The sequence below is a fragment of the Roseococcus sp. GW821-FHT12F05 genome (assembly GCF_058806835.1).
Map to the genome: position 1 here is coordinate 71,621 of NZ_JBXAQB010000018.1, position 22,677 is coordinate 94,297.

27 protein-coding genes are annotated in these 22,677 nt (G+C 71.0%); 15 read left to right on the plus strand and 12 right to left on the minus strand.

From position 1 onward, the window contains the following. Positions 1-5: 5 nt before the first annotated feature. Complete coding sequence (locus AC1ROY_RS29655) at positions 6-1,217, plus strand: hypothetical protein (protein WP_493152545.1); 1,212 nt, start codon at positions 6-8, stop codon at positions 1,215-1,217. Positions 1,218-1,316: 99 nt separating this feature from the next. Then, a complete protein-coding gene (locus AC1ROY_RS29660; protein ID WP_493152546.1) occupies positions 1,317-2,546 on the plus strand; it encodes an alpha-hydroxy acid oxidase in 1,230 nt (409 codons plus the stop codon). A gap of 4 nt (positions 2,547-2,550) precedes the next feature. Here AC1ROY_RS29660 and AC1ROY_RS29665 read toward each other — a convergent pair whose 3' ends face one another. The 3 genes from AC1ROY_RS29665 to AC1ROY_RS29675 all read right to left on the minus strand — a co-directional run bounded on the left by AC1ROY_RS29665 (position 2,551) and on the right by AC1ROY_RS29675 (position 4,890). Continuing rightward, complete coding sequence (locus AC1ROY_RS29665; protein ID WP_493152547.1) at positions 2,551-3,114, minus strand: NUDIX domain-containing protein; 564 nt, start codon at positions 3,112-3,114, stop codon at positions 2,551-2,553. Positions 3,115-3,182: 68 nt separating this feature from the next. Further along, positions 3,183-3,488 (minus strand): hypothetical protein, encoded by a 306-nt coding sequence (locus tag AC1ROY_RS29670; protein ID WP_493152548.1) that lies wholly within the window; start codon positions 3,486-3,488, stop codon positions 3,183-3,185. A 97-nt stretch (positions 3,489-3,585) separates the two neighbouring features. Beyond that, positions 3,586-4,890, minus strand: coding sequence for an NtaA/DmoA family FMN-dependent monooxygenase (locus AC1ROY_RS29675; RefSeq protein WP_493152549.1), 1,305 nt, complete (start codon positions 4,888-4,890; stop codon positions 3,586-3,588). A gap of 111 nt (positions 4,891-5,001) precedes the next feature. On the opposite strand from AC1ROY_RS29675, the gene AC1ROY_RS29680 reads away from it, so the two are divergent. The 3 genes from AC1ROY_RS29680 (at position 5,002) to AC1ROY_RS29690 (ending at position 6,174) form a co-directional block, all read left to right on the plus strand. After that, complete coding sequence (locus AC1ROY_RS29680) at positions 5,002-5,364, plus strand: hypothetical protein (protein WP_493152550.1); 363 nt, start codon at positions 5,002-5,004, stop codon at positions 5,362-5,364. Next, on the plus strand, positions 5,364-5,735 hold the full coding sequence (locus tag AC1ROY_RS29685; protein WP_493152551.1) for a hypothetical protein: 372 nt from the start codon (positions 5,364-5,366) through the stop codon (positions 5,733-5,735). The genes AC1ROY_RS29680 and AC1ROY_RS29685 overlap by 1 nt, the downstream gene beginning before the upstream one ends. An 82-nt stretch (positions 5,736-5,817) precedes the next feature. Next, positions 5,818-6,174: a hypothetical protein gene (locus AC1ROY_RS29690; protein WP_493152552.1), complete on the plus strand. Its 357-nt coding sequence runs from the start codon at positions 5,818-5,820 to the stop codon at positions 6,172-6,174. On the opposite strand, the gene AC1ROY_RS29695 is transcribed toward AC1ROY_RS29690, so the two are convergent. Continuing rightward, positions 6,161-6,931: an MlaA family lipoprotein gene (locus tag AC1ROY_RS29695; RefSeq protein ID WP_493152553.1), complete on the minus strand. Its 771-nt coding sequence runs from the start codon at positions 6,929-6,931 to the stop codon at positions 6,161-6,163. The genes AC1ROY_RS29690 and AC1ROY_RS29695 overlap by 14 nt on opposite strands. Before the next feature lie 153 nt (positions 6,932-7,084). On the opposite strand from AC1ROY_RS29695, the gene AC1ROY_RS29700 reads away from it, so the two are divergent. Together AC1ROY_RS29700 and AC1ROY_RS29705 are read left to right on the plus strand one after the other, a co-directional pair. Next, positions 7,085-7,819 (plus strand): response regulator, encoded by a 735-nt coding sequence (locus tag AC1ROY_RS29700; RefSeq protein ID WP_493152554.1) that lies wholly within the window; start codon positions 7,085-7,087, stop codon positions 7,817-7,819. After that, positions 7,816-9,192 carry an ATP-binding protein gene (locus tag AC1ROY_RS29705; protein WP_493152555.1) on the plus strand — a complete coding sequence of 459 codons (1,377 nt, stop codon included), beginning with the start codon at positions 7,816-7,818 and terminating at the stop codon, positions 9,190-9,192. Before AC1ROY_RS29700 ends, AC1ROY_RS29705 begins: the two co-directional genes overlap by 4 nt. 6 nt (positions 9,193-9,198) lie before the next feature. Here the strand turns inward: AC1ROY_RS29705 and AC1ROY_RS29710 are convergent, their stop codons facing one another. Next, positions 9,199-10,146, minus strand: coding sequence for a Bug family tripartite tricarboxylate transporter substrate binding protein (locus AC1ROY_RS29710; RefSeq protein ID WP_493152556.1), 948 nt, complete (start codon positions 10,144-10,146; stop codon positions 9,199-9,201). A 246-nt stretch (positions 10,147-10,392) separates the two neighbouring features. On the opposite strand from AC1ROY_RS29710, the gene AC1ROY_RS29715 reads away from it, so the two are divergent. Both AC1ROY_RS29715 and cysE read left to right on the plus strand, forming a co-directional pair. Continuing rightward, the gene (locus tag AC1ROY_RS29715) at positions 10,393-11,403 is read left to right on the plus strand and encodes a cysteine synthase A (RefSeq protein WP_493152557.1); all 1,011 of its coding nucleotides are present in this window, start codon (positions 10,393-10,395) and stop codon (positions 11,401-11,403) included. Beyond that, positions 11,400-12,041, plus strand: a complete 642-nt coding sequence (gene cysE, locus AC1ROY_RS29720) for a serine O-acetyltransferase (RefSeq protein ID WP_493152558.1) — start codon at positions 11,400-11,402, stop codon at positions 12,039-12,041. Before AC1ROY_RS29715 ends, cysE begins: the two co-directional genes overlap by 4 nt. A 1-nt stretch (position 12,042) precedes the next feature. Here the strand turns inward: cysE and AC1ROY_RS29725 are convergent, their stop codons facing one another. The 3 genes from AC1ROY_RS29725 to AC1ROY_RS29735 form a co-directional block, all read right to left on the minus strand. After that, the gene (locus AC1ROY_RS29725; protein WP_493152559.1) at positions 12,043-12,315 is read right to left on the minus strand and encodes a hypothetical protein; all 273 of its coding nucleotides are present in this window, start codon (positions 12,313-12,315) and stop codon (positions 12,043-12,045) included. Continuing rightward, complete coding sequence (locus tag AC1ROY_RS29730) at positions 12,315-12,959, minus strand: glutathione S-transferase family protein (protein ID WP_493152560.1); 645 nt, start codon at positions 12,957-12,959, stop codon at positions 12,315-12,317. Before AC1ROY_RS29730 ends, AC1ROY_RS29725 begins: the two co-directional genes overlap by 1 nt. Positions 12,960-13,026: 67 nt before the next feature. Beyond that, positions 13,027-13,893 carry a LysR substrate-binding domain-containing protein gene (locus tag AC1ROY_RS29735; protein ID WP_493152561.1) on the minus strand — a complete coding sequence of 289 codons (867 nt, stop codon included), beginning with the start codon at positions 13,891-13,893 and terminating at the stop codon, positions 13,027-13,029. Between the two features lie 64 nt (positions 13,894-13,957). Between AC1ROY_RS29735 and AC1ROY_RS29740 the strand changes: the two genes are divergently transcribed. Beyond that, positions 13,958-14,650 (plus strand): aspartate/glutamate racemase family protein, encoded by a 693-nt coding sequence (locus AC1ROY_RS29740; RefSeq protein WP_493152562.1) that lies wholly within the window; start codon positions 13,958-13,960, stop codon positions 14,648-14,650. Beyond that, complete coding sequence (locus AC1ROY_RS29745; RefSeq protein WP_493152563.1) at positions 14,647-15,057, plus strand: GNAT family N-acetyltransferase; 411 nt, start codon at positions 14,647-14,649, stop codon at positions 15,055-15,057. The genes AC1ROY_RS29740 and AC1ROY_RS29745 overlap by 4 nt, the downstream gene beginning before the upstream one ends. A 6-nt stretch (positions 15,058-15,063) precedes the next feature. Here AC1ROY_RS29745 and AC1ROY_RS29750 read toward each other — a convergent pair whose 3' ends face one another. Together AC1ROY_RS29750 and aroB are read right to left on the minus strand one after the other, a co-directional pair. After that, complete coding sequence (locus tag AC1ROY_RS29750; RefSeq protein WP_493152564.1) at positions 15,064-16,083, minus strand: NADP-dependent oxidoreductase; 1,020 nt, start codon at positions 16,081-16,083, stop codon at positions 15,064-15,066. After that, the gene (gene aroB, locus AC1ROY_RS29755) at positions 16,080-17,795 is read right to left on the minus strand and encodes a 3-dehydroquinate synthase (protein WP_493152565.1); all 1,716 of its coding nucleotides are present in this window, start codon (positions 17,793-17,795) and stop codon (positions 16,080-16,082) included. The genes AC1ROY_RS29750 and aroB overlap by 4 nt, the downstream gene beginning before the upstream one ends. Before the next feature lie 35 nt (positions 17,796-17,830). On the opposite strand from aroB, the gene AC1ROY_RS29760 reads away from it, so the two are divergent. Genes AC1ROY_RS29760 through AC1ROY_RS29770 form a run of 3 tightly spaced genes read left to right on the plus strand, consistent with a single transcriptional unit; the run spans position 17,831 to position 19,676 of the window. Then, on the plus strand, positions 17,831-17,977 hold the full coding sequence (locus AC1ROY_RS29760; protein ID WP_493152566.1) for a hypothetical protein: 147 nt from the start codon (positions 17,831-17,833) through the stop codon (positions 17,975-17,977). Continuing rightward, positions 17,974-18,861 (plus strand): tyrosine recombinase, encoded by an 888-nt coding sequence (locus tag AC1ROY_RS29765; RefSeq protein ID WP_493152567.1) that lies wholly within the window; start codon positions 17,974-17,976, stop codon positions 18,859-18,861. Before AC1ROY_RS29760 ends, AC1ROY_RS29765 begins: the two co-directional genes overlap by 4 nt. Before the next feature lie 38 nt (positions 18,862-18,899). Next, on the plus strand, positions 18,900-19,676 hold the full coding sequence (locus AC1ROY_RS29770) for a bestrophin-like domain (RefSeq protein WP_493152568.1): 777 nt from the start codon (positions 18,900-18,902) through the stop codon (positions 19,674-19,676). A gap of 4 nt (positions 19,677-19,680) precedes the next feature. On the opposite strand, the gene AC1ROY_RS29775 is transcribed toward AC1ROY_RS29770, so the two are convergent. Together AC1ROY_RS29775 and AC1ROY_RS29780 are read right to left on the minus strand one after the other, a co-directional pair. Continuing rightward, complete coding sequence (locus AC1ROY_RS29775; protein ID WP_493152569.1) at positions 19,681-20,334, minus strand: MarC family protein; 654 nt, start codon at positions 20,332-20,334, stop codon at positions 19,681-19,683. A gap of 129 nt (positions 20,335-20,463) precedes the next feature. Continuing rightward, positions 20,464-21,339, minus strand: coding sequence for a helix-turn-helix domain-containing protein (locus AC1ROY_RS29780; protein ID WP_493152570.1), 876 nt, complete (start codon positions 21,337-21,339; stop codon positions 20,464-20,466). 162 nt (positions 21,340-21,501) lie between these two features. On the opposite strand from AC1ROY_RS29780, the gene AC1ROY_RS29785 reads away from it, so the two are divergent. Further along, positions 21,502-22,677: an amidohydrolase gene (locus AC1ROY_RS29785; protein WP_493152571.1), complete on the plus strand. Its 1,176-nt coding sequence runs from the start codon at positions 21,502-21,504 to the stop codon at positions 22,675-22,677.

Genomic DNA, 22,677 nt, shown 5'->3' on the forward strand with positions numbered 1-22,677 from the left:
TGCCCATGACCGATCTCTCCCCCGGTGCCAGCCGGATCACGGCGGAAGGCGGGCAAGCCGAGGTCTTCGGCACGCTCGGATGCGTTCTCAGCCTGTTCCGCGCCGATCCCGAAGAGCTCTTCCTGCTGACCTGCGCCCATGTCATCCGCACCGCGGAGGGTGCGCCGGCCGCGAAGGTTCTCTGCGACGGCAAGGTCATCGCGGACGCGGTGCGCATCTCCGATACGCGAGTGGACAAGCTGGATATCGGAATCGCGAAATTGACGGCGGAAGCCAGCCAGCAGATCAGGGCCGGCTATGCGATTGCCGGGATCGGTCCGCCGCGCGGCTCCCGCAACGAGGATTTTCCCGCGGAGGTGGGGCTGCCCCTGGTCATTGCCGGCGCCGCCAGCGACGGCGTCAGCAATGTCGTCGTCCAGGCGACGGACATCGCCATCGATGTCGGAGGGGAAGCCCTTGCCGGACAGTTCCTTACCGACCGCGGCGACCTGAAGCTGGGCGACAGCGGGGCGGTGGCGCTGGACGAGGCCGGGCTGATCGTCGGCATGCTGATCGGATTCCACCCCCGCGGGCCGGAGGATCCCCCTGAATGGGCGGAAAAGCTGGCGATCATGACGCCCATCCAGGACGTTCTGAAGCATATCAAGGAGAAGTTCGAGCTGGATCTCAGGCTCCTCATAGATGTATCGGAGCCACCGGAGACGGAGGCAACGCCGGACGCTTCCATACCGCCGCCAGCGCTTGCGGCGATGCTGGAGCAGATTCGCAGCGCCGGGCCGCGATCCTGGCGCAACTGCAACCCAGGCAATATGCGGCCGCTCTCGAACGATACCTGGCTGGGGCAGGCCCGGGTGGACGACCGCTTCGTCGTGTTCAGGACCGAGGCGCACGGCTGGCGCGCGCTCGCGCTCAACCTCAAGGCCTACAGGACGAAGCATCAGATCAGGACATTGCTCGGCATCACTAGGCGGTGGGCGCCTTCGTCCGACAATAACCGGCCGACGGACTATGCCAAGTATCTGCTGGACCAGTTGAACGGCGTGGCCGGCGCGCCGGCCACCGTGACCGAGGAATTTGATGTCCTGAACCCGGTCATCATGCGGACTCTGGCAAAAGCGATCGCAGGAAAGGAGGATTCCCGGGTCAAGTGGGACACGGTGGATCCCTCATGGCATACGGCCGATTTCCAGGCCGGCATGACGGCCGCCGGTTTCTGACAGGCCTGGCGGCATGGCCGGCTTGCCCGGTGGTCGGAGAGGAGGTCCTATGGCGGTTCGATGACTCCGGGCCGGCAGCGCCCGGCCTGGGGATGTCCGATGCCCGATGCCCATGAGGAACTGCGCCCCGCCGCGCTGACGCCGCCGCCCGCCCCGGCGCTCGACGAGGCGGGGCTGCGGCTGCGCCGGCTCTTCCCGCATTACGGCGTGATGGAGCGCCGGGCTAAGCGCCGCGTGCCGCGCTTCGCCTACGACTACGCGGCCGGCGGCGTGGGCGATGGCGCGCCCAATGTGTTGCGCAACCGCGCCGCGATGGACGCGGTGCGCATCCTGCCGCGCTACGGCGTGGACATCACCGGCATCGACACGCGCGTCACGCTCTTCGGGCAGGGGTATTCCATGCCGGTCGGCGTCTCGCCCATGGGCAATCCGGGCGTGGTCTGGCCCGGCACGGGCGACATCCTCGCCCGCGCGGCCCAGAAGGCGCGCATCCCCTATATCGGCTCGACCGTCGCCAACGAGAGCATCGAGCATTTCGGCCGGATCGCGCCCGACGTGTACTGGTTCCAGCTCTACCCGGCGCCGGCCAACGGCCACGAGCGCTCCTTCGACCTGCTGCGCCGCGCCGAGGCCGCGGGCGCGCAGGCGCTGGTGGTGACGATGGACGTGCCCTGCCGCCCGAAGCGCGTGGGCGACGTCGCCAATGGGCTGGAGGTGCCGTTCCGCTGGCGGGCCCGCACCATCCGCGACATCGCGATCTCGCCGAGCTGGGCGCTGGAGACGCTGCGGCGGGGCCGGCCGACCTTCGAGACGATGCGGCAGTATGTGCCCGCGGGCGCCTCCATCTTCGACATCGCGAAATTCGCGCAGAAGGAACTGGGCCAGGCCATCACCTGGGACTGGCTCGCCCGGCTGCGCGACGCCTGGCCGCGCGCGCTGGTGGTGAAGGGCATCATGCATCCCGACGACGCCGAGCGCGCGGTGGAGATCGGTTGCGACGGCATCCTGGTCTCGAACCACGGCGGCCGGCAGTTCGACGCGGCGCCGGCCTCGATCGACGTGCTGCCCGCGATCGTCGAGCGCGTGGGCGGGCGGGCGAAGGTGCTCTACGACGGCTCGATCCGCTCGGGGCTCGACATCCTGCGGGCGGTGGCGAGCGGGGCGGACTTCACCTTCGCCGCGCGCGCCTTCCTCTGGTCGGTGGCGGCGATCGGCGAGGCCGGCGGCGACCACGCGACCGCCTCCTTCCGCGAGGAGCTGCGCAGCAACATGGGGCAGGCGGGGGTGACGACGATCGAGGCGGCGCGGCGGGTGACGCTCCTGCCCTGACGGGTCAGGCAAAGAGCCCCGGACGCCGCAGCCGCAGCGTCTGCACCAGCAGCATGAGCTTCGCATCGGTCAGCAGGCCCGCATCGGCGAGGCGCGCGAGCTCGCCGAGCGGCATTTCCAGCACCGCAATCTCCTCCTGCTCCTCCGCGAGCCCGCCGCCCTCGGCGACGCGATCCGCCGCGGTATAGGGAGCAAGGAAAAGCGACACGCGCTCGGTGGAGATGGCCGGCAGCGAGAAGATGCGCGCCACGGCCTCCAGCCGGCCGAGACGCAGGCCGGTCTCCTCCATCGCCTCGCGGCGCGCGCAGGCTTCCGGCTCCTCGCCCTCCAGCCGGCCTGCCGCCGCCTCCAGGAGGAAGCCGTCCTCGCCGGCGAGGCGGACAGGGGCGCGGAACTGCCGGATCACGGTCGCGACGCGCCGGCCGGGATCGTAGGCGAGCACCATCGCGGCATCGCCATGGTCCTCGACGTCGCGCTCGCCGGTCGCGCCGGCCGCGGTGCGAATGGCGGCGACGATCACCCGGATCCAGCGCTGGTAGCCGATCCGGGTGGCGGTGATCTCGGCCATGCGGCCTCCCTGCAGTCGTGGCGCGCGAGCCTGCACGGGTCCGGGGCGGCGGGGAAGGCGTCAGGCGCTCAGTGGCGGACCCAGCCGCCGGGCACCCAGCGCCAGCGTGGCCCTTCCTGCTCCCAGCGCGGTGCGTTGTAGGCATAGCCGCGGCGCTCCCGCTCCCACCGGCCTTCGACCCAGACATGGTCGCGGCCGTTCCAGCGCCAGTAGCCGGGGACCCAGAGGAAGCCGCGGCGCGGCGGCGGAACCTCGACGACGCGCGGCGGCGGCGGGGCGCGCTCGATGAAGACAGGCTGGGCACCGGCGGGGGCGGCGAGACCGGCGGCGACCAGACCCGTGGCGGACAGCAGCAGCGACCGGCGTTCGGGCATGGGGAAGGCGCTCCATTTCGATGGAGCAAACTACGCCGCGCCGACAGCGCGGATGCGTGTCCCAGGGATGAGAAAACGGCAAAGCCGATAAGGGGCCTCAGCCGGCGTTGCGCAGGTTCTCCCGCAGCGTCTTCCCCGTGTATTCGGTGCGGAACAGCCCGCGCCTTTGCAACTCCGGAACGACCATCCGGCCGAACTCCTCGAAGGTCGTCGGGAAGATGGTCGGCGGCAGGATGAAGCCGTCGCAGGCGCCGGAGGTGAACCAGTCCTCCATCATGTCGGCGATCCCCTTCGGCGTGCCGGCCACCAGCGTGCGCGGCCGGCGCACCGCCTCGGCGAAGGTGATCCCCTTGTCGCGCGCCACCTGCATCATGCGGTCGCGATGGCCAGCCACGCCCTGGTTGCTGCCGGGCCGGTCGAGCTCGTCCGGATTCTCGATCTTCGAGAGATCCGCCACCACCGACCAGGAGCTGGAGGCGATCACCAGCTCGGGGTCCACCAGCGATTCCAGATAGGCGGCCTTCTCCTTCGCGATGGATTCCGTCTCGCCGACCACGAGCGTGACCGAGGGCAGGACCTTGCACTCGTCGGGATCGCGGCCGATCGCCTCCATCCGCGCGCGGATGTCGGTGCGGAAGGCCAGGGAATCGGCCTTGGTCGCGGGCGTGGCGAAGAGCATCTCGCCCCAGCGCGCGGCGAATTCCCGGCCGCGCGGCGAGGAGCCCGCCTGCATGATCGCCGGCCGCACCTGCGGCGTGCGCGGGATGGAGAGCGGCCCGCGCACGCTCACGTACTTTCCCTTGTAGTGCGCGTAGTGGACCTTCGACGGATCAGCGAAGCGACCGCTCGTCTTCTCGAGCAGCAGCGCGTCCTCGTCCCAGCCGTTCCATAGGGCGTCGCAGGCCTCCATGACCTCGTCGGCCATGTCGTAGCGCTGCTCCTTGGGCGGCAGGCCCTCATGCCCGCAATTCTGCGCCTCGAAGTCGCGCGCCGTCGTGACGACGTTCCAGGCCGCGCGGCCTTTGCTCAGCAGGTCCAGCGAGCCGAGGTAGCGCGCGATCATGTAGGTGGGCATGAAGCTGGTCGACAGCGTGACGCCGAGGCCGAGATGCTTCGTGACCCGTGCCATCAGCGGCAGGATCGCCATGGGGTCCAGCAGCGAGAGCTGCCCGCCGCGGCCGAGATAGTCGTCGTAGCTGCCCTTGTAGAGGTCGGGGATGCCGAGCCCGTCCGCGAAGAAGCAGGCGTCGAAGCGCGCCGCCTCCATGACGCGGGCCAGGTTCTCCCAGCGCTCCGGCTCGAAGAGGTCGTCGAGCGTCGCGGAAGGGTGGCGCCAGGTGCTGGGATAGCTGGCCGAGGGGCCGGCCTTGAGATAGGCGACGAGATGCATTTTTCCGGGCATGGGGACGCATCCTAGGCGAGCGGGACCCGCCGTCCATGGCCGCCCCTCGCGACCGCCGATTGGTCGCACGGCGCCGGGGCTGGCATCCTGGGCGGGCAACCGGATTCGCGCATGCTTCGGCACATCGCCCTCACGGGCCTCGTCCTCACGACCCTGTCGGCGGTCCCGGCCTTCGCCTACGAGGCGAGCTGGTGCAACGGCGCCATCGTGGCCGAGCGCTTCTCCACCAGCGTCGCGCCCGGACCCGTCCGCCGCGCGCGCTACTCGGTCCTGCTGCGCAACATGCGCGGCCAGAACCAGAGCTTCCGGCTCACCGTCATGGGGAGCTTCCTCGGCCGGCCGCCGCCGACGACGCAGACCATCCGGGCCAGCGCGACGATGAGCGTGGCGCTGGGCTACTCGCCGAACCTGCCCGGGGTGGCGCCGCTGCGGGGCGACCAGCTTGCGCAGGTCACGCGGATCGCCTGCCTCTGATGCGGGGACTGGTTCCTGGCCTTGTCCTCGCCGCTTCGATCATGGGCGCCGCGCGGGCCGGGACGCCGGCCGCCGCCTGGTGCGGCGACACGCTGCTGGCCGAGCGCTTCGAGACCGAGGTCGAGCCGCCGCCGCGCGGGATCGTCAGCTATGCGGTGGTGCTGCGCAACGCCCTCGACCGGGAGCGGAGCTTCGTCCTGGTGGTGACGGCGAGCCTGTTCCAGCGTCCTTCCGGCGCGCCGCGGACCATCCCGGCCGGCGGCACGGTGACGGTCGAGCTCGGCTACCAGGCCTGGCAGCCCGGCGTGGCGCCGCTGCGGGGCGACCGGCTCGCGCAGGTGACGCGCATCTCCTGCCCGGCCGGCGGCTGAGCGGCGACACACGCGACGAAGCGCGCGATTGGCGGGCGACGGGTGAAATGTCATGGTCACCGGACCAAGGGATTCGCTGCCGATGCTTCGCCACCTCGCCATGACCGGACTGATCCTGGCTGCATCGGCCGTCGCCCTGCCGGCGCGGGCCCAGCTGGCGACCTATTGCGGCGGCGTCATCCAGGCGGAGGCGTTCCCGAAGCAGGTCACTCCCGGGGTCCGGGCGAGCTATTCGGTCACGCTGCGCAATTCGGGCGGGCAGGCCCGGACCTTCGTGCTCGTGGTCACCGCGGCCTTCACCGACCGGCCGCTGCCGACGCCGCGCAGCCTCGTGCCGGGCGGCAGGATCACCATCGGCCTCGGCACCCAGATGCTCCTCGGTCGGCCTGCCATGCGGGACAACGAGCTCGCCGAGGTCGTGCGGATCACCTGTCAGTAGGGCCCGGCGGCGCGGGCTCGACGCTGATGTCCACGCGGGCGCGGGTGCCGCGGACGCCTTCCTCGACCCGCCTCGCACTTCGCTGGGCCTGGGCGCTGCGCATCGCGGCATAGGGGTCGAGCGAGCTGGCCATCAGCGCGTCGGTCGTCTCCAGCAGGTTGGCGCGGCCGTCCACCGTGCGGGCGCCCGTGCCGACCGCGCTGATCGCGCTCATGGCCCCGCCCGGGATGTAGGAGAGCGGGTTGGCGACGAAGCCGATCACGGTTCCGGTCGCATCGCGCACATTGCTCGGGCCGAAGAGCGGCAGCTGCACCGCGGGGCCCGGCCCCACGCCCCAGACGCCCAGCGTCTGGCCGAAATCGGCGTCGTGCCCTTCCAGGCCGAGGCCTCCGGCCACGTCGAAGATCCCGCCGACGCCGGCCGTGCTGTTCACGACGAAGCGCTGCGTGGTGGTCCAGGCGCGGGTGACGTTGCCCTGCAGCAGGTCGTTCGTCAGCACCACCGGCTGACGCAGGTTCCCGGCGAAGTTGCCGACGGAGCTGCGGACCGATTGCGGCAGGTTGTCGCGATAGGTCCGTGCGATGGGGGCCAGCAGGTTGCGGTCCACGAACTGGTTCGCGGCGAAGATCTGCCGGTTCACGCCCTCGGCGGGGTCGTGGACCTCCTGCGCCTCGGCCGGCGGCGGCGTGGCGGAGCAGGCGGCCAGGGCGAGGACGCCCAGGGACAGGCAGGCGATGTGGGGCAGGCTGGGGGTCATGGGGGGCTCCTGTTCGGCAGCCAGACCCTGAACGCGCCGCGTTGCAGCATGATGTGCCGGTTGCGCCGGACGGGACATGATGTGTCCGGCCGGAAACAATCCGATGGAAATCCGGACATACGCAGCGACCGCCCGGGACGGTAGAAGGGCGGCATGACGCGATTGCCTCATGTCCTGATCGTCGACGACGACGAGGACATCCTTGCCCTGCTGACCGAGTTCCTGAAGCGCCACGGCTGCACCGTCGCGGTCGCGCGGGGCGGGCCGGAGATGTTCGCGGAGCTGGGCGCGCGGCCGGCCAGCGTCGTCGTCCTCGACGTGATGCTGCAGGGCGAGAGCGGCTTCAGCCTCTGCCGGCGCCTCCGCGCGGAATCCGCCGTGCCGGTCATCATGCTGACCTCCATGAGCGACCACGCCGACCGCGTGGTGGGTCTCGAGATCGGCGCCGACGACTACCTCACCAAGCCGTTCAACGCGCGCGAGCTGCTGGCGCGGATCCGCGCGGTGCTGCGCCGCACGGAGGGCGAGGCGCCGGCGCGGCCGCAGGCATCCCGCCCGGTGCTGCGCTTCGGCTGCTGGCGGCTGGACGTCGCGCGGCGGGAGCTGCGCTCGGCGGACAACATGCTGGTCTTCCTCTCGGGCGGCGAGTTCGAGCTGCTGCTCACCTTCGCCGAGCATCCGCAGCGCGTGCTGACCCGCGACATGCTGATGGACCTCGCGCGCGGCCCGAACCATGCGAGCTTCGACCGCAGCATCGACGTGCAGGTCAGCCGGCTGCGCCGCAAGCTCGAGGCAGACCCGAAGAACCCGCTGCTGATCCGCACCGTGCGCAACGGCGGCTACATCCTGACAGCGCCGGTCACGATCGCGCTGGCGGAGGGCGCGTGAACCTGCGCCGCTGGATGGGCGACACCATCGCCCGGCGCGTGGCGCTCAGCATCGTGCTTGCCATCATGGCGGCCATGATGCTCAACGCGATTTTCCTGGACGTCGCCGGCTTTCGTATCTGGGCGCGCCCCTCGGTCACCGAGACGGGGCTGATGCATAGCGCCGCGACGGTCGTGCGCATCGTCGAGGCCCAGCCGGCCGGAAGCCGCGCCGCGATCGCAGAGGCGGCCGGGACGTCGGAGTACCACCTGCAATGGTACCCCGGCCCTGAGCCCATTGAGATCACCCCTCGCATCCAGCGGAATTTCCGGGAGGGCCTGAATGCGCTGCGGCCGCTGCTCGAAGACGCGGAGCGCCGCATCTTCTTCCTGGACTACGACAGTTCCGAAATGGCGACCGCGCGGTTCGAGCGCGATCCGGTCCGCGACGGCCGGGCCTATTTCATGGGCATCGAGCTGATCGACGGCAGCTGGCTGATCTTCACGGCGCCCGAATGGCGCTGGGGCCTCGATCCCGGTTGGCGCTTCGCGTTGAAGTTCATCATCGCCAACATCGCCTTCCTGTCCTGTGCCCTTCTCATGGCACGCGGGCTGGTCCGCCCGATCGAGCGGCTGGCCCAGGGCGCGCAGCGCTTCGGCGCCGACCCGCGGGCGCCGGCCATCGTTCCCTCGGGCCCGGTGGAGCTGCGCAAGACGATCGAGGCCTTCAACGCCATGCAGGAGCGGATCGGCCGTTTCGTGGAGGACCGCACGGCCATGCTGGCGGCCATCTCGCACGACCTGCGCACGCCGCTCACGCGGATGCGGCTGCGCGCAGAGCTGATCGACGACCCCGTGCAGCAGCGCAAGCTGTTCCGCGACGTGGACGAGATGCAGGGGATGATCGATGCGGCGCTGGCCTTCTTCCGCGACGACTTCGCCCAGGAGCCGCCGACGCGCTTCGACCTGCCGGAGTTGCTGAAGTCCCTCGTGGACGACTACGGCGACCAGGGCCAGGCGGTGGGCTACGAGGGGCCGGACCACGCCTCCCATCCGGGGCGGCCGCACGCGTTGCGGCGCGTCTTCGCGAACCTCGTGGACAATGCGCTCAAATACGGCACGCCGCCCGGCATCACGCTGCGGATGACCGCCGGGGAGGCGAGGGTGACGGTCCGCGACCACGGGCAGGGCATCGCCGAGGAATCGCTGGAGGAGGTGTTCCAGCCGTTCCACCGGCTGGATGCCTCGCGCAACCGGGGCACGGGCGGGGTGGGGCTCGGCCTCACCTCGGCGCGCAGCATCGTGCGCGCCCATGGCGGCGAGCTGACCCTGCGCAACCATCCCCAGGGCGGGCTGGAGGCGCTGGTGGTGCTGCCGGCTGTGGCGCTGCCCTGAGGGCAGTCAGTCCGCCTGCATGCCGACGCGCTGGATGACTGGGGACCAGCGCTCGGCGTCGGCGCGGATCTTCGTGGCCAGCGCCTCGGGGCTCTCGTCCACGGGGTCGATGCCCAGCGCCGCGAGGCGCTCGCGCACCTCGGTGAGTTTCAGCACCTGGCCCACGGCCTGGTTGATGCGCGTCACGATCGCGGGGTCGGTGCCCTTGGGCGCCACCAGCCCGTGCCAGCCCGCGACGTCCACGCCGGCGAGGCCGGCCTCGATCAGCGTCGGCACCTCGGGCAGCGCGGCCGTGCGCGTGCCGGTCGAGACGGCGAGGCCGCGCAGGCGGCCGGACTGCACGTGCTGCGTCACCGCGCCGATGTTGATCATCACGCCCTGGAGCGAGCCGCCCAGCAGGTCGTTCACCGCCAGCGCGCCGCCGCGATAGGGCACGTGGGTCCAGCGCGTCTCCGTGGCCTGCTGGACCAGCTCGATCAGCAGGTGCGAGAGGCTGCCGTTGCCCGGCGTGCCGACGGCGGCGGGGCTGGTGCGGCTGCGGGCCACGAAATCCGCGAAGGATGCGGCGGGGAAGTCGGCGCGGACCACCAGGATCTGCGGCACCGAGGTCGCCTGGGCGATCGGCGCGAAATCGTCGACGGGATCGAAGGAGAGGCGGCGGAACAGGCCCTTGTTGATGGACAGGCTGTCCGAGCCGGCGAGCAGGGTCAGCCCGTCCGGCCGGGCCCGCGCGACGAGCTCGTAGCCGATGTTGCTGCCGGCGCCCGGATGGTTCTCGACCACGATCTGCGCGCCCAGCGCCGGGCCGAGATGGCGGGCGATCAGCCGGCCCACGATGTCCTGGCTGCCGCCGGGCGCGACGGGGACGATCAGGCGGATGGAGCGGTCCGACTGCGCCAGGGCGGGGGCGGCCAGGGCTGCAGCAGGCAAGGCGAGGAATTGACGACGGATCATGGTGGTTCGCTCCAGGGCGGGATGTTCAGGAATTTCGAGGCGTTCCTGCGAAACATCGCGCCCGGCCTGCCGCGTGAAATACGATCATGTCACGTGGTATGGAGATTTGATCATCCGGGGTCAACGTGGATTTCGCACGGAATCGCCAGGGGTTTTCGCATCCATCCCCTGCGCTTCACGCATTGCTCCGGGAATTCTTCCTGTTCCACGTCTGCACCGGGCTGATATCCTGCCGATATGAACGCCATGCACAGCTCCCCCGCCCGCGGCCTGCTCGGCTCCATCGGCAACACCCCGCTCATCCGCCTCGCGCGGGCGAGTGACGCCACGGGATGCGAGATCCTGGGCAAGGCGGAGTTCATGAATCCCGGAGGCTCGGTGAAGGACCGCGCGGGGCTCGCCATCATCGAGGGCGCCATCGCCAAGGGACAGCTGCAGCCCGGCGGCGTCATCGTCGAGGGCACGGCGGGCAACACCGGCATCGGCCTCACGCTCGTGGGCAATGCGCTCGGACACCGCAGCATCATCGTGATGCCGGAGACGAACAGCCAGGAGAAGATCGACTTCCTCCGGATGATCGGCGCGGACCTGCGCCTCATCCCGGCCAAGCCCTACAAGGATCCCGGCAACTACGTGCACGTCTCGCGCCGGCTGGCCGAGGAGATGAACGCGCAGAAGCCCGGCAGCGCCATCTGGGCGAACCAGTTCGACAATCTCGACAACCGCGAGGGCCATCGCCGGACCACCGGCGCCGAGATTCTGCGCCAGGCCGGCGGCCGCGTGGACGCCTTCACCTGCGCCTGCGGCACCGGCGGCACGCTGGCCGGCGTCGCCTTCGCATTGAAGGAGGCGGACCCGACCACGCGCATCGTGCTGGCCGACCCGATGGGCTCCGCGCTCTATTCCTGGAAGAAGTCCGGCGAGCCCGTGATGAGCGAGGGCGGCTCCATCGCCGAGGGCATCGGCCAGTCGCGCGTGCCGGAGAACCTGGAAGGCGCGCCGATCGACGACGCCCTGCAGGTGACGGACAACGAGGCGCTGGAGCAGATCTTCGACCTGACGCTGAACGAGGGCCTCTGCGTCGGCGGCAGCGCGGGCATCAACGTGGCGGCGGCGGTGAAGCTGGCGCGGGAGATGGGGCCGGGGCACCGCATCGTGACCATCCTCTGCGACGGCGGGTCACGCTACCAGTCGAAGCTGTTCAACCCCGAGTTTCTGCGCACCAAGGGGCTGCCCGTGCCGCCCTGGCTGGCATGACGCTGGAGATCGTCGAGCTCGGCCGCTCCATCCGCGAGCGCGACCCGGCACGGCCCTCCTGGCCCGAAGTCATCTTCTCGTATCCCGGCCTGCATGCGGTGCTGTGGCATCGTGTCGCACATGCCCTGTGGGGTTGGGGACTGCGAGGCTGGGGGCGCTTCTTCTCGCATCTCGGGCGCATGCTGACGGGGATCGAGATCCACCCGGGCGCGCGCATCGGCCGGCGGCTCTTTATCGACCATGGCATGGGCGTGGTGATCGGCGAGACCGCTGTTATCGGCGACGACGTGACGATCTATCACGGGGTGACGCTGGGCGGGCTCTCGCTGAAGCCCGGCAAGCGGCACCCGGACGTGCTGGACGGCGCGGTGATCGGCGCGGGCGCGCAGGTGCTGGGGCCGATCACGGTCGGGCGGGGCGCGCGGGTGGGGGCCAATGCGGTGGCGGTGGCCTCGGTGCCGGACGGAGTCACGGTGGTCGGCATCCCCGCGCGGCCGAGCGGGCCGGACGGTCCGCGCGGGACGGTGGGCTACGGCCTACCGGCCACGGAGATCGACCCGGTCGGCGAAAGGCTGGCAGCGCTGGAGGACGAGGTGCGCGCGCTGCGGGGTGCGCTGGAGGCGCGGCGCGTGAGCTGATTCAGCTTCGGAGGAACCGGCACAGGCGCGACAGCAGGCCGGGCCGGTCGGGCGTGGGCCACGGGTTCCAGTCGCTGTGGCCGCGCAGGGCCTCCGGCAGGGTCGCGATCAGCTCGGCCGGGCCTTCCACGTCCCAGATCAGCACGCAGCAGCCGCAGCCGCGCTGGTCCGAGACCTGGGTGAGGCGGTTGCGCGCGGCCTCCAGCCAGGCCTCCGCCGCCTCGGCCTCACCGGGCTCGTCCACCGAGGCGATGATCGTGGCCCGTCCGAGCATCACACGTAGTGGCGCAGGCGCGCGCCCGGCAGCAGCTCATAGGGCGGTTTCCAGCCGGGCAGGGCGGCGATCCGCCCGAGCCAGGCATGGATCGCCGGATGGCTGGCGGCGAGGTCGTAGCCCGCCTCCTCCTTTGGAAAGGAGAGGTAAGCGCACATGGAGAGGTCGGCGACAGTGGGCCGCTCGCCGATGGCGAAGGGATGGTCCGCGACGTGCCGTTCCAGGATGCCGAGGAAGTCGTCCAGGCGGGACTTCAGGAAGGCCATCACCTCGGGCTCGGCCGCGGGCAGGAAGGCTCGGCGGAAGCGGTAGGTGGCCATGAAGCCGGTCAGCTTGTGGTTGTCCCAGAAGAGCCAGCGCAGGACCTCGAAGCGCTCGGCCTCGGTCTCGCCCTGGAAGCGGCCGTAGCGCTCGGCGAGGCGCAGCAAGATGGGCGCGGTCTGGGTGAGGGCGACGCCGTCCTCCTCGAGGACGGGGATCTCGCCCATGGGATTCACCCTGCGCCGCCATTCCGCGGTGCGCGTCACGCCGCCGCCGAAATCGGTCCAGACCGGCTCGAAGGACTGGCCGCAGAGGGTCAGCATCAGCGCCAGCTTGTAGCTGTTGCCGGATTCCGGAAAGTAATGGAGGCGGTATCGGGTCATGCGCGGAGGCTAGGAGGCGGCTGGGCCTGCGACCATTCGATTGTCGGCCGCGAGGCTTCCGGAAAACTCAAGCCGCGGCGGCCTCGCCGAGGAGCCAGTCGCGGAAGGGGGCGAAGCGCCCACCCGGCCCTTCGCCCTGCCGGCGGACCAGCTGGAAGCTGCGGGACAGCCGGAGCTGCGAGGGGAAGAGCCGCACCAGCCGGCCGCTGTCCAGGAAGGGGCGCACCACCGGCTCGAGGCCGAGGGCGATCCCCATGCCGGAGGCGGAGGCCTCGTAGACGAGATGCAGGTTGTCGAAGCTCCGATAGCGGCAACCGGCGGCGTCGAGGCCCGCATCGGAGAACCATTCGCTCCAGAATTCGGGCTGGTGGTCCGTGCCGATCAGGGGATGGCGCAAAAGGTCGCGCGGCTCGCACAGGGGCCGGGCGGCCAGGAAGCCGGGGCTGGCGACGGGGCAGGCATCGACCGGCAGAAAGGGCTGGTGGGTCAGCCCGGCCCAGGGTCCCTTGCCGAGGCGGATGGCGCAGTCGAGATCGGGCCGCACCGCGAGATCGACCAGCTCGGACGAGGTCTCGATCTCCACATGGCCGCGGAAGCGGGCCAGCCGCGGCACGAGCCAATTGGCCGCGAAGCTCGGCATGACGCTGACCTTCAGCCCGGCGCGGCGGGTGGGCGCGCGAACCGCCTCGGTCGCCGCGCGCACCGCGTCCCAGGCAGGGAGCAACCGCGCGGCATAGGCGGCGCCGGACGCGGTGAGCTCGAGCCCGCGCGGCAGGCGCCGGAAGAGCCGGGTGCCGAGCTCCTCCTCCAGCATCTGGATCCGACGGCTCAGGGCGGGGACGGTTAGGTCCATCTCGGCGGCGGCGCGGGCGAGGCTGAGCGTCCGCGCGACCACGGCGAAGGCCTCGATGGAGCGCAGGGGAAGCCGCCTCATGCACCTAGGCTAGGCCGATCCGCCCGGTGCGCCCATATGCCTCGCCATCGCAGGGGGAGGGGACATGGCCGAGCATATCGGGATCGTCGGGTGCTCGGCCGAGGGCGCGGCCCTTTGCTACCGCACCATCTGCGCGGAGGGCGCGGAGCTCTTCGGGCTGCATGGGCATCCGGAAGTATCGATGCACACCCACTCGCTGGCCGACTACGTCGCCGCGCTGGACGCCGGCGATATCGAGGGCGTGGGGCGGCTGATGCTGTCCTCGGCGGAGAAGCTGGCGCGGGCCGGGGCGGATGTCCTCATCTGCCCGGACAACACCATCCACCAGGCGATGGGCTTCGTGCTGCCGCGCTCGCCGCTGCCCTGGCTGCACATCGCGGAGGTGGTGGCGGAAGAGGCGGTGCGGCGCGGGTTTTCCCGGATCGGCATCACCGGGACGACCTGGTTGGTGGACAGTGAGGTCTATCCGGAAAAGCTTTCGGCCCGCGGACTGGAGTACCTGCGTCCCGCGGTCGAGGAGCGGGACGAAATCGGCCGGATCATCATGGAGGAGCTGGTGCGCTCGCGCTTCACGCCGGAGGCTGTGGCGTATTTTCAGCAGGTGATGAGCCGCATGAAGGAGGGAGGCTGCGACGCGGTGGTGCTGGGCTGCACGGAGATTCCGCTGATCATGAGCGACGCGAACTCGCCGCTGCCCACGCTGGATTCCACGCGGCTGCTGGCGCGGGCGGCGCTGCGTCGGGCGGCCGGGGCATGAGCGAGGTGATCTATGCCGTCGAGCCGGGGCTGGAGGTCTCGGAATTCCGCCGCGTGCTGGCGGAATCCGGCCCTGGACTGAACCGTCCGCTCGGCGATGCCGCGCGGATGGCGGCGCTGATATCGGGCGCCGACCTGATCGTGACGGCCAGACTGTTGGATGGCAGGTTGGTCGGTGCCGCGCGGTGCATCACGGATTTCGCGTGGTCCTGCTACGTCGCCGAGCTCGCCGTCTCCGCCTCGGTCCAGGGGCTTGGGGTGGGGCGCGGCCTGCTGGCGGAGGTCTGCCGGCAGCTCGGGCCGCGCGTCAGTGTGACCCTCACCTCCGTGCCCGAAGCCGTGGGCTTCTACGAGAGGATCGGCATGGAGCGGGTGGCCGACGCCTTCTCGTTCCGCCGGTCGGAGTGAACGCCTTCAGTCGATCGCGATCACCAGCTTGCCGAAGTTCTTCCCCTTCAGCAGCCCGATGAAGGCCTCCGGCGCGTTCGCGAGGCCGCTCACCACGTCCTCCTTCCACACCATCTGCCCGGAATTCATCAGCCCAAGCATCACCGCCCGGAACTGCGGATAGCGCTGCCAGCCCTTGTCGCTGACGATGAATCCCTGGATCCGCAGCCTTTTCCGCACCACAGGCCCGAGGTTCGGCCCCGGCGGCGCGCCGGCTGCGTCGGCGCCCGGCGCCTGGTTGTACTGCGCGATCATCCCGCACATCACCATGCGCCCGAAGTCGCGGAATCTCGGAAACACCGCCTCCTGCACGTGCCCGCCGACATTCTCCCAGTAGACGTCGATCCCCTCCGGACAGGCCGTGTCGAGCTGCGCATTCAGGTCGCCGCGATGGTCGAGGCAGGCGTCGAAGCCGAGCTCCTCCGTCACGAAGGCGCATTTCGCCGCCCCACCGGCGATGCCGACCACCCGTGCCCCGCGCGCCTTGGCGATCTGCCCCGCCACCTGGCCGACCGCGCCCGAGGCCGCGCTGATCACCACCGTCTCGCCGGGCTTCGGCTCGCCGATATCCTCGAGGCCCACCCAGGCGGTCAGCCCCGGCATCCCCAGCACGCCGAGATTGGCGGAGAGCGGCGCCTCGCCGACATCCACCTTGCGGAGGCGCGTGGCATCCACGGCGCAGAAGCGCTGCCAGCCATAGCCGCCCATCACCGTGTCGCCGGGCGCGAAGCCGGGATCGTGGGATGCCACGACCTCGCCCACCGTCATCCCCTCCATCACCCCGCCGATATCCACGGGCTTGGAATAGCTCTTCGCGTCGCTCATGCGGCCGCGCATGTAGGGGTCGAGGCTGAGGAAGCGCGCGCGCACCAGCACCTGGCCGTCGCCCGCCACCGGCACCGGCGTCTCGACGACCTGGAAATCGTCGGGCACCGGCTCGCCCACCGGGCGGCGGCGCAGCAGGACCTGGAGGTTCGTCTCGCTCATGGCTCGCAGCCTTCCTCGATCAGCAGGGCGCGGACCAGATCCTCGGTCACGCCGGATTCGGTGAACACGTCGCCGGGCGCGCGCAGCAGCACGAAGCGCAGGGCCCCATCGCGCGCCTTCTTGTCGGCGCGCATGCGGGCGAGCAGCCGCTCGATGGAGAAACGCCGCGGCAGCTCCGAGATACGGACCGGCAGCCCCACCTCGCGCAGATGCTCGCGCACCCGGCCCGGCATCTCCTGCGAGCAGAGGCCGAGGCGCGCCGAAAGCTCCACCGCCAGCCCGAGCCCGATCGCCACCGCCTCGCCATGCAGCAGCTGGCCGCTGTAGCCGCACTCGGCCTCCAGCGCATGGCCGAAGGTGTGGCCGAGGTTGAGCAGCGCGCGGCCGCCCTCCGCCTTGGTCTCGAACTCGTCCTCGGTGACGACGGCCGACTTCAGCTTGCAGCTCTCCAGCACGGCATGGGCCAGCGCCGCCGGATCGCCCCGCATGGCATTCGGCCCCTCGGCCTCGCACCACTCCCAGAGCGGGCCTTCCAGCAGCCCGTGCTTGGCGACCTCGGCCCAGCCGGCGCGCAGCTCGCGGACCGGCAGGGTGCGCAGCACGGCCGTGTCGGCCAGCACCAGCTTCGGCTGATGGAAGGCGCCGACCAGGTTCTTGCCGTGGCTCGTGTTGATGCCGGTCTTGCCGCCGACCGAGCTGTCCACCTGGGCCAGCAGCGTCGTCGGGCATTGCACGAAGGGCAGCCCGCGCAGCACCGAGGCCGCGCAATAGCCCGCGAGGTCGCCCACCACGCCGCCGCCGAGCGCCAGCACGGCCAGCCGCCGGTCGGCCTTGGCGGAGAGGATCTGGTCCACCACGCGCTCGAACTGCGCGAAGGATTTGCTGGCCTCGCCCGGCGGCACGAGGATCTCGGCCGCCACGGTGAAGCCGCCATCGGCCAGCGATTCGCGCAGCGTCGGCAGGTGCAGCGGCGCCACCGACTGGTCGCTGACGATGACGACGCGCCGCCCCTCTAGCCGCTGCGCCATCTCGGCGCCGGCGCGGCGCAGCACGCCCTCGCCGATCACGATGTCGTAGGCGTTGCGCGAGAGCGCCACGCGCAGCCGCTCGGGCGGGCGGTAGCTGGTGATGGCGTCAGCGGCGCGGCGGGCCGTCACGTCGGGATGTTCGTCGGAGCAGGTAAGGGTCACATCGGCCTCGGCATAGGCGGGGTGGCGCGCGGCCATCAGGCGCTCGAGCACCTCGCGCGGATCGGCGTTCACGAACATGGGCCGGTGCTCGCGGCCGACGACGCGGCGCATGAGCGTGGAAAGCCGGCACTTCAGCCAGACGGAGGTCGCGCCCGAGTCGCGCACGGCCTGGCGCGTGCGCGGATCGGCGAAGGCGCCGCCGCCGGTGGCGAGGATCACCGGCTCGCCCGAGGTCAGCAGCCGGGCGATGACCCGCCGCTCGCCTTCGCGGAAATGCCCCTCGCCGTATCGGGCAAAGATCTCGCTGACGGGGATGCCGGCGGCCGCCTCGATCTCGGCGTCGGCGTCGCGGAAGGGCATGCCCCAGCGCGCGGCGAGCCGCCGGCCGATGGAGGATTTTCCCGCGCCGGGCATGCCGACCAGCACGACGCTGCCTCTCGGGCGCGTGGGGCTTTGTGGCGGCGCAGTGGATGCGGTTTCAGGCTGTGCGAGGTTGCGTGACACGGTCTGCAACGGTAGCACAGCCTCCCATCCGCGCGAGGGGACGCGTTTCCACCATGTTCCGACGGCCCTTTCTGACGCTGCTGCTGATCCTGATCGTGATCGGCGGGCTCGGCCTGCTCGCACTCGGCGCCTTCCCGCCCGCGGTGAACACGGTGCCGGTGGAGCGCAACCTGCCCAACGACCGCTTCCAGGTGCGGTGAGCCATCACCTCGAAGCCTTCCTGGAGATGATGTCCGCCGAGCGCGGGGCCTCTCCCAACACGCTGCTCGCCTATCGCGCCGACCTGCTGGACGCGCTGGCCTTTCTCGGCGCGGGCGCCGCGCAGGCGGGGCCGGAGGAGCTGCGCGCCTGGCTCGCGACCCAGGCCGGGTTCTCCGCGCGCACCCAGGCGCGGCGGCTCTCGTCCCTCCGCCAGTTCTACCGCTTCCTCGCCCGCGAGGGCGTGCGGGCGGACGATCCCACCGAGCTGCTGGACAGCCCCAAGGCGCCGGCGCCGCTGCCCAAGGCGCTGAGCGAGGCGGAGGTCGGCCAGCTCATCGCCGGCGCGGCGAAGCTGCCCGCGGCGCAGGCCGCCGTCGCCACCGCCGCGATCGAGCTGCTCTACGCCTCGGGCCTGCGCGTGACGGAGCTCGTTACCCTGCCCGCCGGCACGCTGCGTGCCGAGGAGCCGCTGGTCGCCGTGCGCGGCAAAGGCTCGAAGGAGCGGCTGGTCCCCATCTCGCGCCGCGCCCGCGAGGCCGCCGCGGCCGCGCAGGCGACGCTGAAGCCGCTGGGGAAGGGCAGGGCGACCGCCCGGAAGTGGCTGCTGCCCTCGCGCGGCGCCAACGGCCATCTGACGCGGCAGGGGGTGGGGCTGCTGCTGAAGCAGGCGGCCCTGGCGGGCGGGCTCGACCCGGCCAAGGTGAGCCCGCACGTGTTGCGCCACTCCTTCGCGACGCATCTGCTCTCCCGCGGCGCCGACCTGCGCGCGCTGCAGACGCTGCTGGGCCATGCCGACATCGCGACGACGCAGATCTACACCCGAGTCCTGGAGGAACGGCTGCGAGCGGTGGTCGAGGAACACCATCCGCTGGCGCGGGGATAGCTTGCGCCGACGCGGCGGGCAGGAGCAGGTTTTCCGCCATGCTCGCCTCCGCTCTTACGGCTCTCGGCGCCATTCTCGTCTCCGCCGTCCTCGGCGTGGCGATCTACCGTTTCGCGCGCTTCCTGTGGCCGGTGACCGACAAGGAGGGCGCCGACCTTGCGTCGCTGGTCATCGTGCGCATCGGCATCCTGCATGCGCTGATCGTCGCGCTGGCCTTCGCCGAGGTGAAGAGCAACGAGCTGCACGCGCGCCAGCTCGTGGCCGAGGAGGCGGTGACGGTGGCGAACGTCTTCTATGACCTGGAGCGCTTCGGCGGGGACGCGACGCTGCCCGAGCAACGGCTGCTCGTGCGCTACGCGCGCGACGTCGTCCATGGCGACTGGCCGGAGCTCAACGCCCATGGCCGGCTCAGCACCGAAGCCTGGCGGAGCTGGCGCGCCCTGATCGAGGCGGTGCTGCGGCTGCAGCCGGCGGATCGGCGGCAGGAGCTGATCCTGTCGCGGATGGTGGGCAACGCCTGGAAGCTGGAGGATCTGCGGCAGCGGCGGGAGGGCGACGCCTATGCGGCGCCGCATCCGGTCTTCTGGTTCACCTCGATCGTCGGGCTGATCGTCATCTGCGGTTGCCTCGCGCCCTATCCGCCGCGCCGCTCGACCCATGTGCTGATCGCGGCCTTCTCGGGCTTCACCGGCGCGGTGCTCTTCCTCGCCTATGATGTGGCGACGCCCTTCCACGGGCTGTGGGCCATCCATCCCACCGCGCTGCAGAGCTTCCTGCACCAGGCCGGGCCGGCGGCGCTGCTGGCGGGCGGCTGACGGCTCAACGCGGCGCGAGGGCGAGCGAGCTGTAGCCGGTCCACAGGATCTGGATGCCGATGCACAGGAGCAGAAAGGCCGAGAGCCGCACCACGACATTCGTGCCGCTCTTGCCCAGGCGGGCGATCAGGGGCTCGGCGAAGCGGTAGCAGACATAGACGGTGGCCGCGATCGCCAGGATGCCGGCGAGCGCCGCGGCCGCTGGCAGCGCCATGGCGGCCAGGCCGGCCTCGCTGGGCCGCTGGCTGCCCAGCGCGATGGCGACGGAGATCGATCCCGGGCCGACGGTGAGCGGCAGGGTCAGCGGATAGAAGGAATCCACCTCTCCCGGACGGTGCTCCGCGCTGTCCGCGCGCGCGCCGTCGATGTCGAGGCCGGAATGCAGCAGCTTCCAGCCGAAGGCGACCAGCACCAGCCCGCCCGCGATGCGGACGACGGGCAGGGTGATGCCGAAGAGCACCAGCAGGTGCGAGCCGACGAACATCGACCCCGCCAGAAGCAGGGCGCTGTTGATCGCCACCCGCCGGGCGATCAGGTGCCGCTCCGCGTCGGGATAGGCGGCGGTGAGGCCGAGGAAGAGCGGCGCTCCGCCGATCGGATTCACGATCGGAAAGAGCCCGGCATAGACCAGCAGAAAGGCGTTGATGATGTCGTTCAAGGAGCAGGTTCCCCGCCATGCGGTCCGGAGCCCGCCACCCGTCGTCGCTGCGCCATTCCGCCCGTCTCCTGACCCCGCGAGGATGGCAGGAGGAGGCGGATCACCGCAAATCCGGCGGGATCCGCCGGGTCAGCCCCGGCTGGCGCGCACCAGCTCGCGCAGGCGGGAAGCGGCCTCGGCGCCCTTCATCGAATCGCGCCACATCGCCTCGGCCACGCGCTGGTGGACGGCTACGGCCTCCTCGGCGGCCGTGATGCCGGCCACGCCGACCGCGACCGAGGGCGGCGTGTCCGCCGGGATGGGCGAGGTCACCACATGCGCGCGGTCGCGCCCGCGCAGCACCATGAAGGGGGCGGCGGGCTGCGGGCCGGTCGCGAGCCCGAGCTGCAGGCCGATCGGCACGCTCTCCATCAGCGCGGCCATGTGCTCCGCCTCCTGCTGGGCGGCGATGCGGGCGCGGGTGCGGGTGGCCTCGGGGATGTTCAGGCCGGGCGCCACGCCCTCGGTCAGCATGCCGCGCAGCGCGGTCTCGCCGAGCACGGCGATCATGGTCGGGCGCTTCTGGGCATAGAGGCGCTTGCGGGCGGTCAGCGCGCCCAGCCCCTGCTCGACCTGCGAGATGGCGGCCGCGCGCTCGGGCCCCGCCTGGATGGCCTGGGTCCAGGCCTCGGCCAGCGCGCCTTCCATGGCCTCGCCGGTGATGGGCCAGCAATAGGCGCCGCCGACGAGCAAGATCTGGTCGGCCTGCTCCTCCAGCCCGCGCAGCCGCTCCTGGAAGGCGGCGGGGCGGGCGAAATACTCGATGCCGATGCCGAGCAGCGAGAGCGGCGAGACCTTGAGCAGCTCCGCGAGCCGGCGGATGGTCTCCAGCTTGATCACCTCGCCCTTCTCGTAGCGGTAGAGGGCGGCGCGGGAGACGCCGAGTCGGGCGGCGATTTCCTCGGCCCGCATGCCCGATTCCATCCGATAGGCGCGCAGCTGCTGTCCAATATCAGCGAATTTCATGAAATTTGCCCTGTCGCTCGCCGGTTTGCAACCATAAGGTGGTAACGCAATAGATACACAACCCAGTCTAACGAGATTAACATTCGCCCCGCAAGACTTGGATCAAAAATCGTCACGCCGCTTTGGATACCCCATCGGGCGATTTCAGCCTAGGCTCCCCCCATGAATCCAGACCTTCATGCGACCGTCACCGGCTGGCGTCGTCACCTCCACCAGAATCCGGGCCTGACGCTGGACGAGGGCGAGACGGCAGCCTTCGTGGTGGAGAAGCTCAGGTCGCTCGGCGTCACCGAGATCGAGACCGACATCGGCGGCCACGGCGTCGTCGCCACGCTCCGGCGCCAGGGGGGGAAGCCTGCGAGCGGGCTCGGCGGCAACCGCAGCGTGGGCCTGCGCGCCGACATGGATGCGCTGCCGATCCAGGAGGCCGACGAGAGCCTGCCGCACCGCAGCCGCAAGCCGGGCGTGATGCATGCCTGTGGCCACGACGGCCACACCGCGGCGCTGCTCGGCGCCGCGGCCCTGCTGCAGGCCGACACCTCGTGGTCCGGCACGGTGCGCCTCGTCTTCCAGCCGGCCGAGGAGGGCGGCGGCGGCGCCCGCAAGATGATCGCCGACGGGCTGTTCCAGCGCTTCCCGATGGAGCGCATCTTCGGCTGGCACAACTGGCCGGGCCTCGCCGCCGGCACCGTCGCGGTGCATGAGCGCGCCGTCATGGCCGCCGGCGCCCGCTTCGACATCACCTTCGACGGCCATGCCGGTCACGCGGCGCTGCCGCACATGACCAAGGACCCCATGATCGGCGCGGGCCACGCCATCGTGGCGCTGCAGTCCATCGTCGGCCGCAACGTGGACCCGATGATGGCCGGCGTGGTCAGCATCACCATGGCGGCCTCCGGCGAGGCGCAGAACCAGGTGCCGGCCCGCGCCGTGCTGAAGGGCACCGCCCGCTGGCTCGACAATGCGGTGGGCGACATCATCGAGACCCGCATGCGCGAGATCGCCCAGGGGCTGGCCATAACCTTCGGCCTCTCGGCGACGGTCAATTTCCACCGCGGCGTGCCCGTGACGGCGAACCACCCGGCCGAGCGCGAGACCGCCGCCGCCGCCGCCGCTGATGTCACCCAGGTCACCCGCGACCTGCCGCCCGCCATGACCGGCGAGGATTTCTCCTGGTTCCTCGACGAGGTGCCCGGCGCCTTCGTCTGGATCGGCAACGGCCCGGCCGAGGGCGGCCGCGAGCTGCATCACCCGGCCTATGATTTCAACGACGCCATCCTGCCCGCCGCCTCCGGCTTCCTTGCCGCCGTGGCCAAGCGGGCGCTCGGTGAGGGGTAG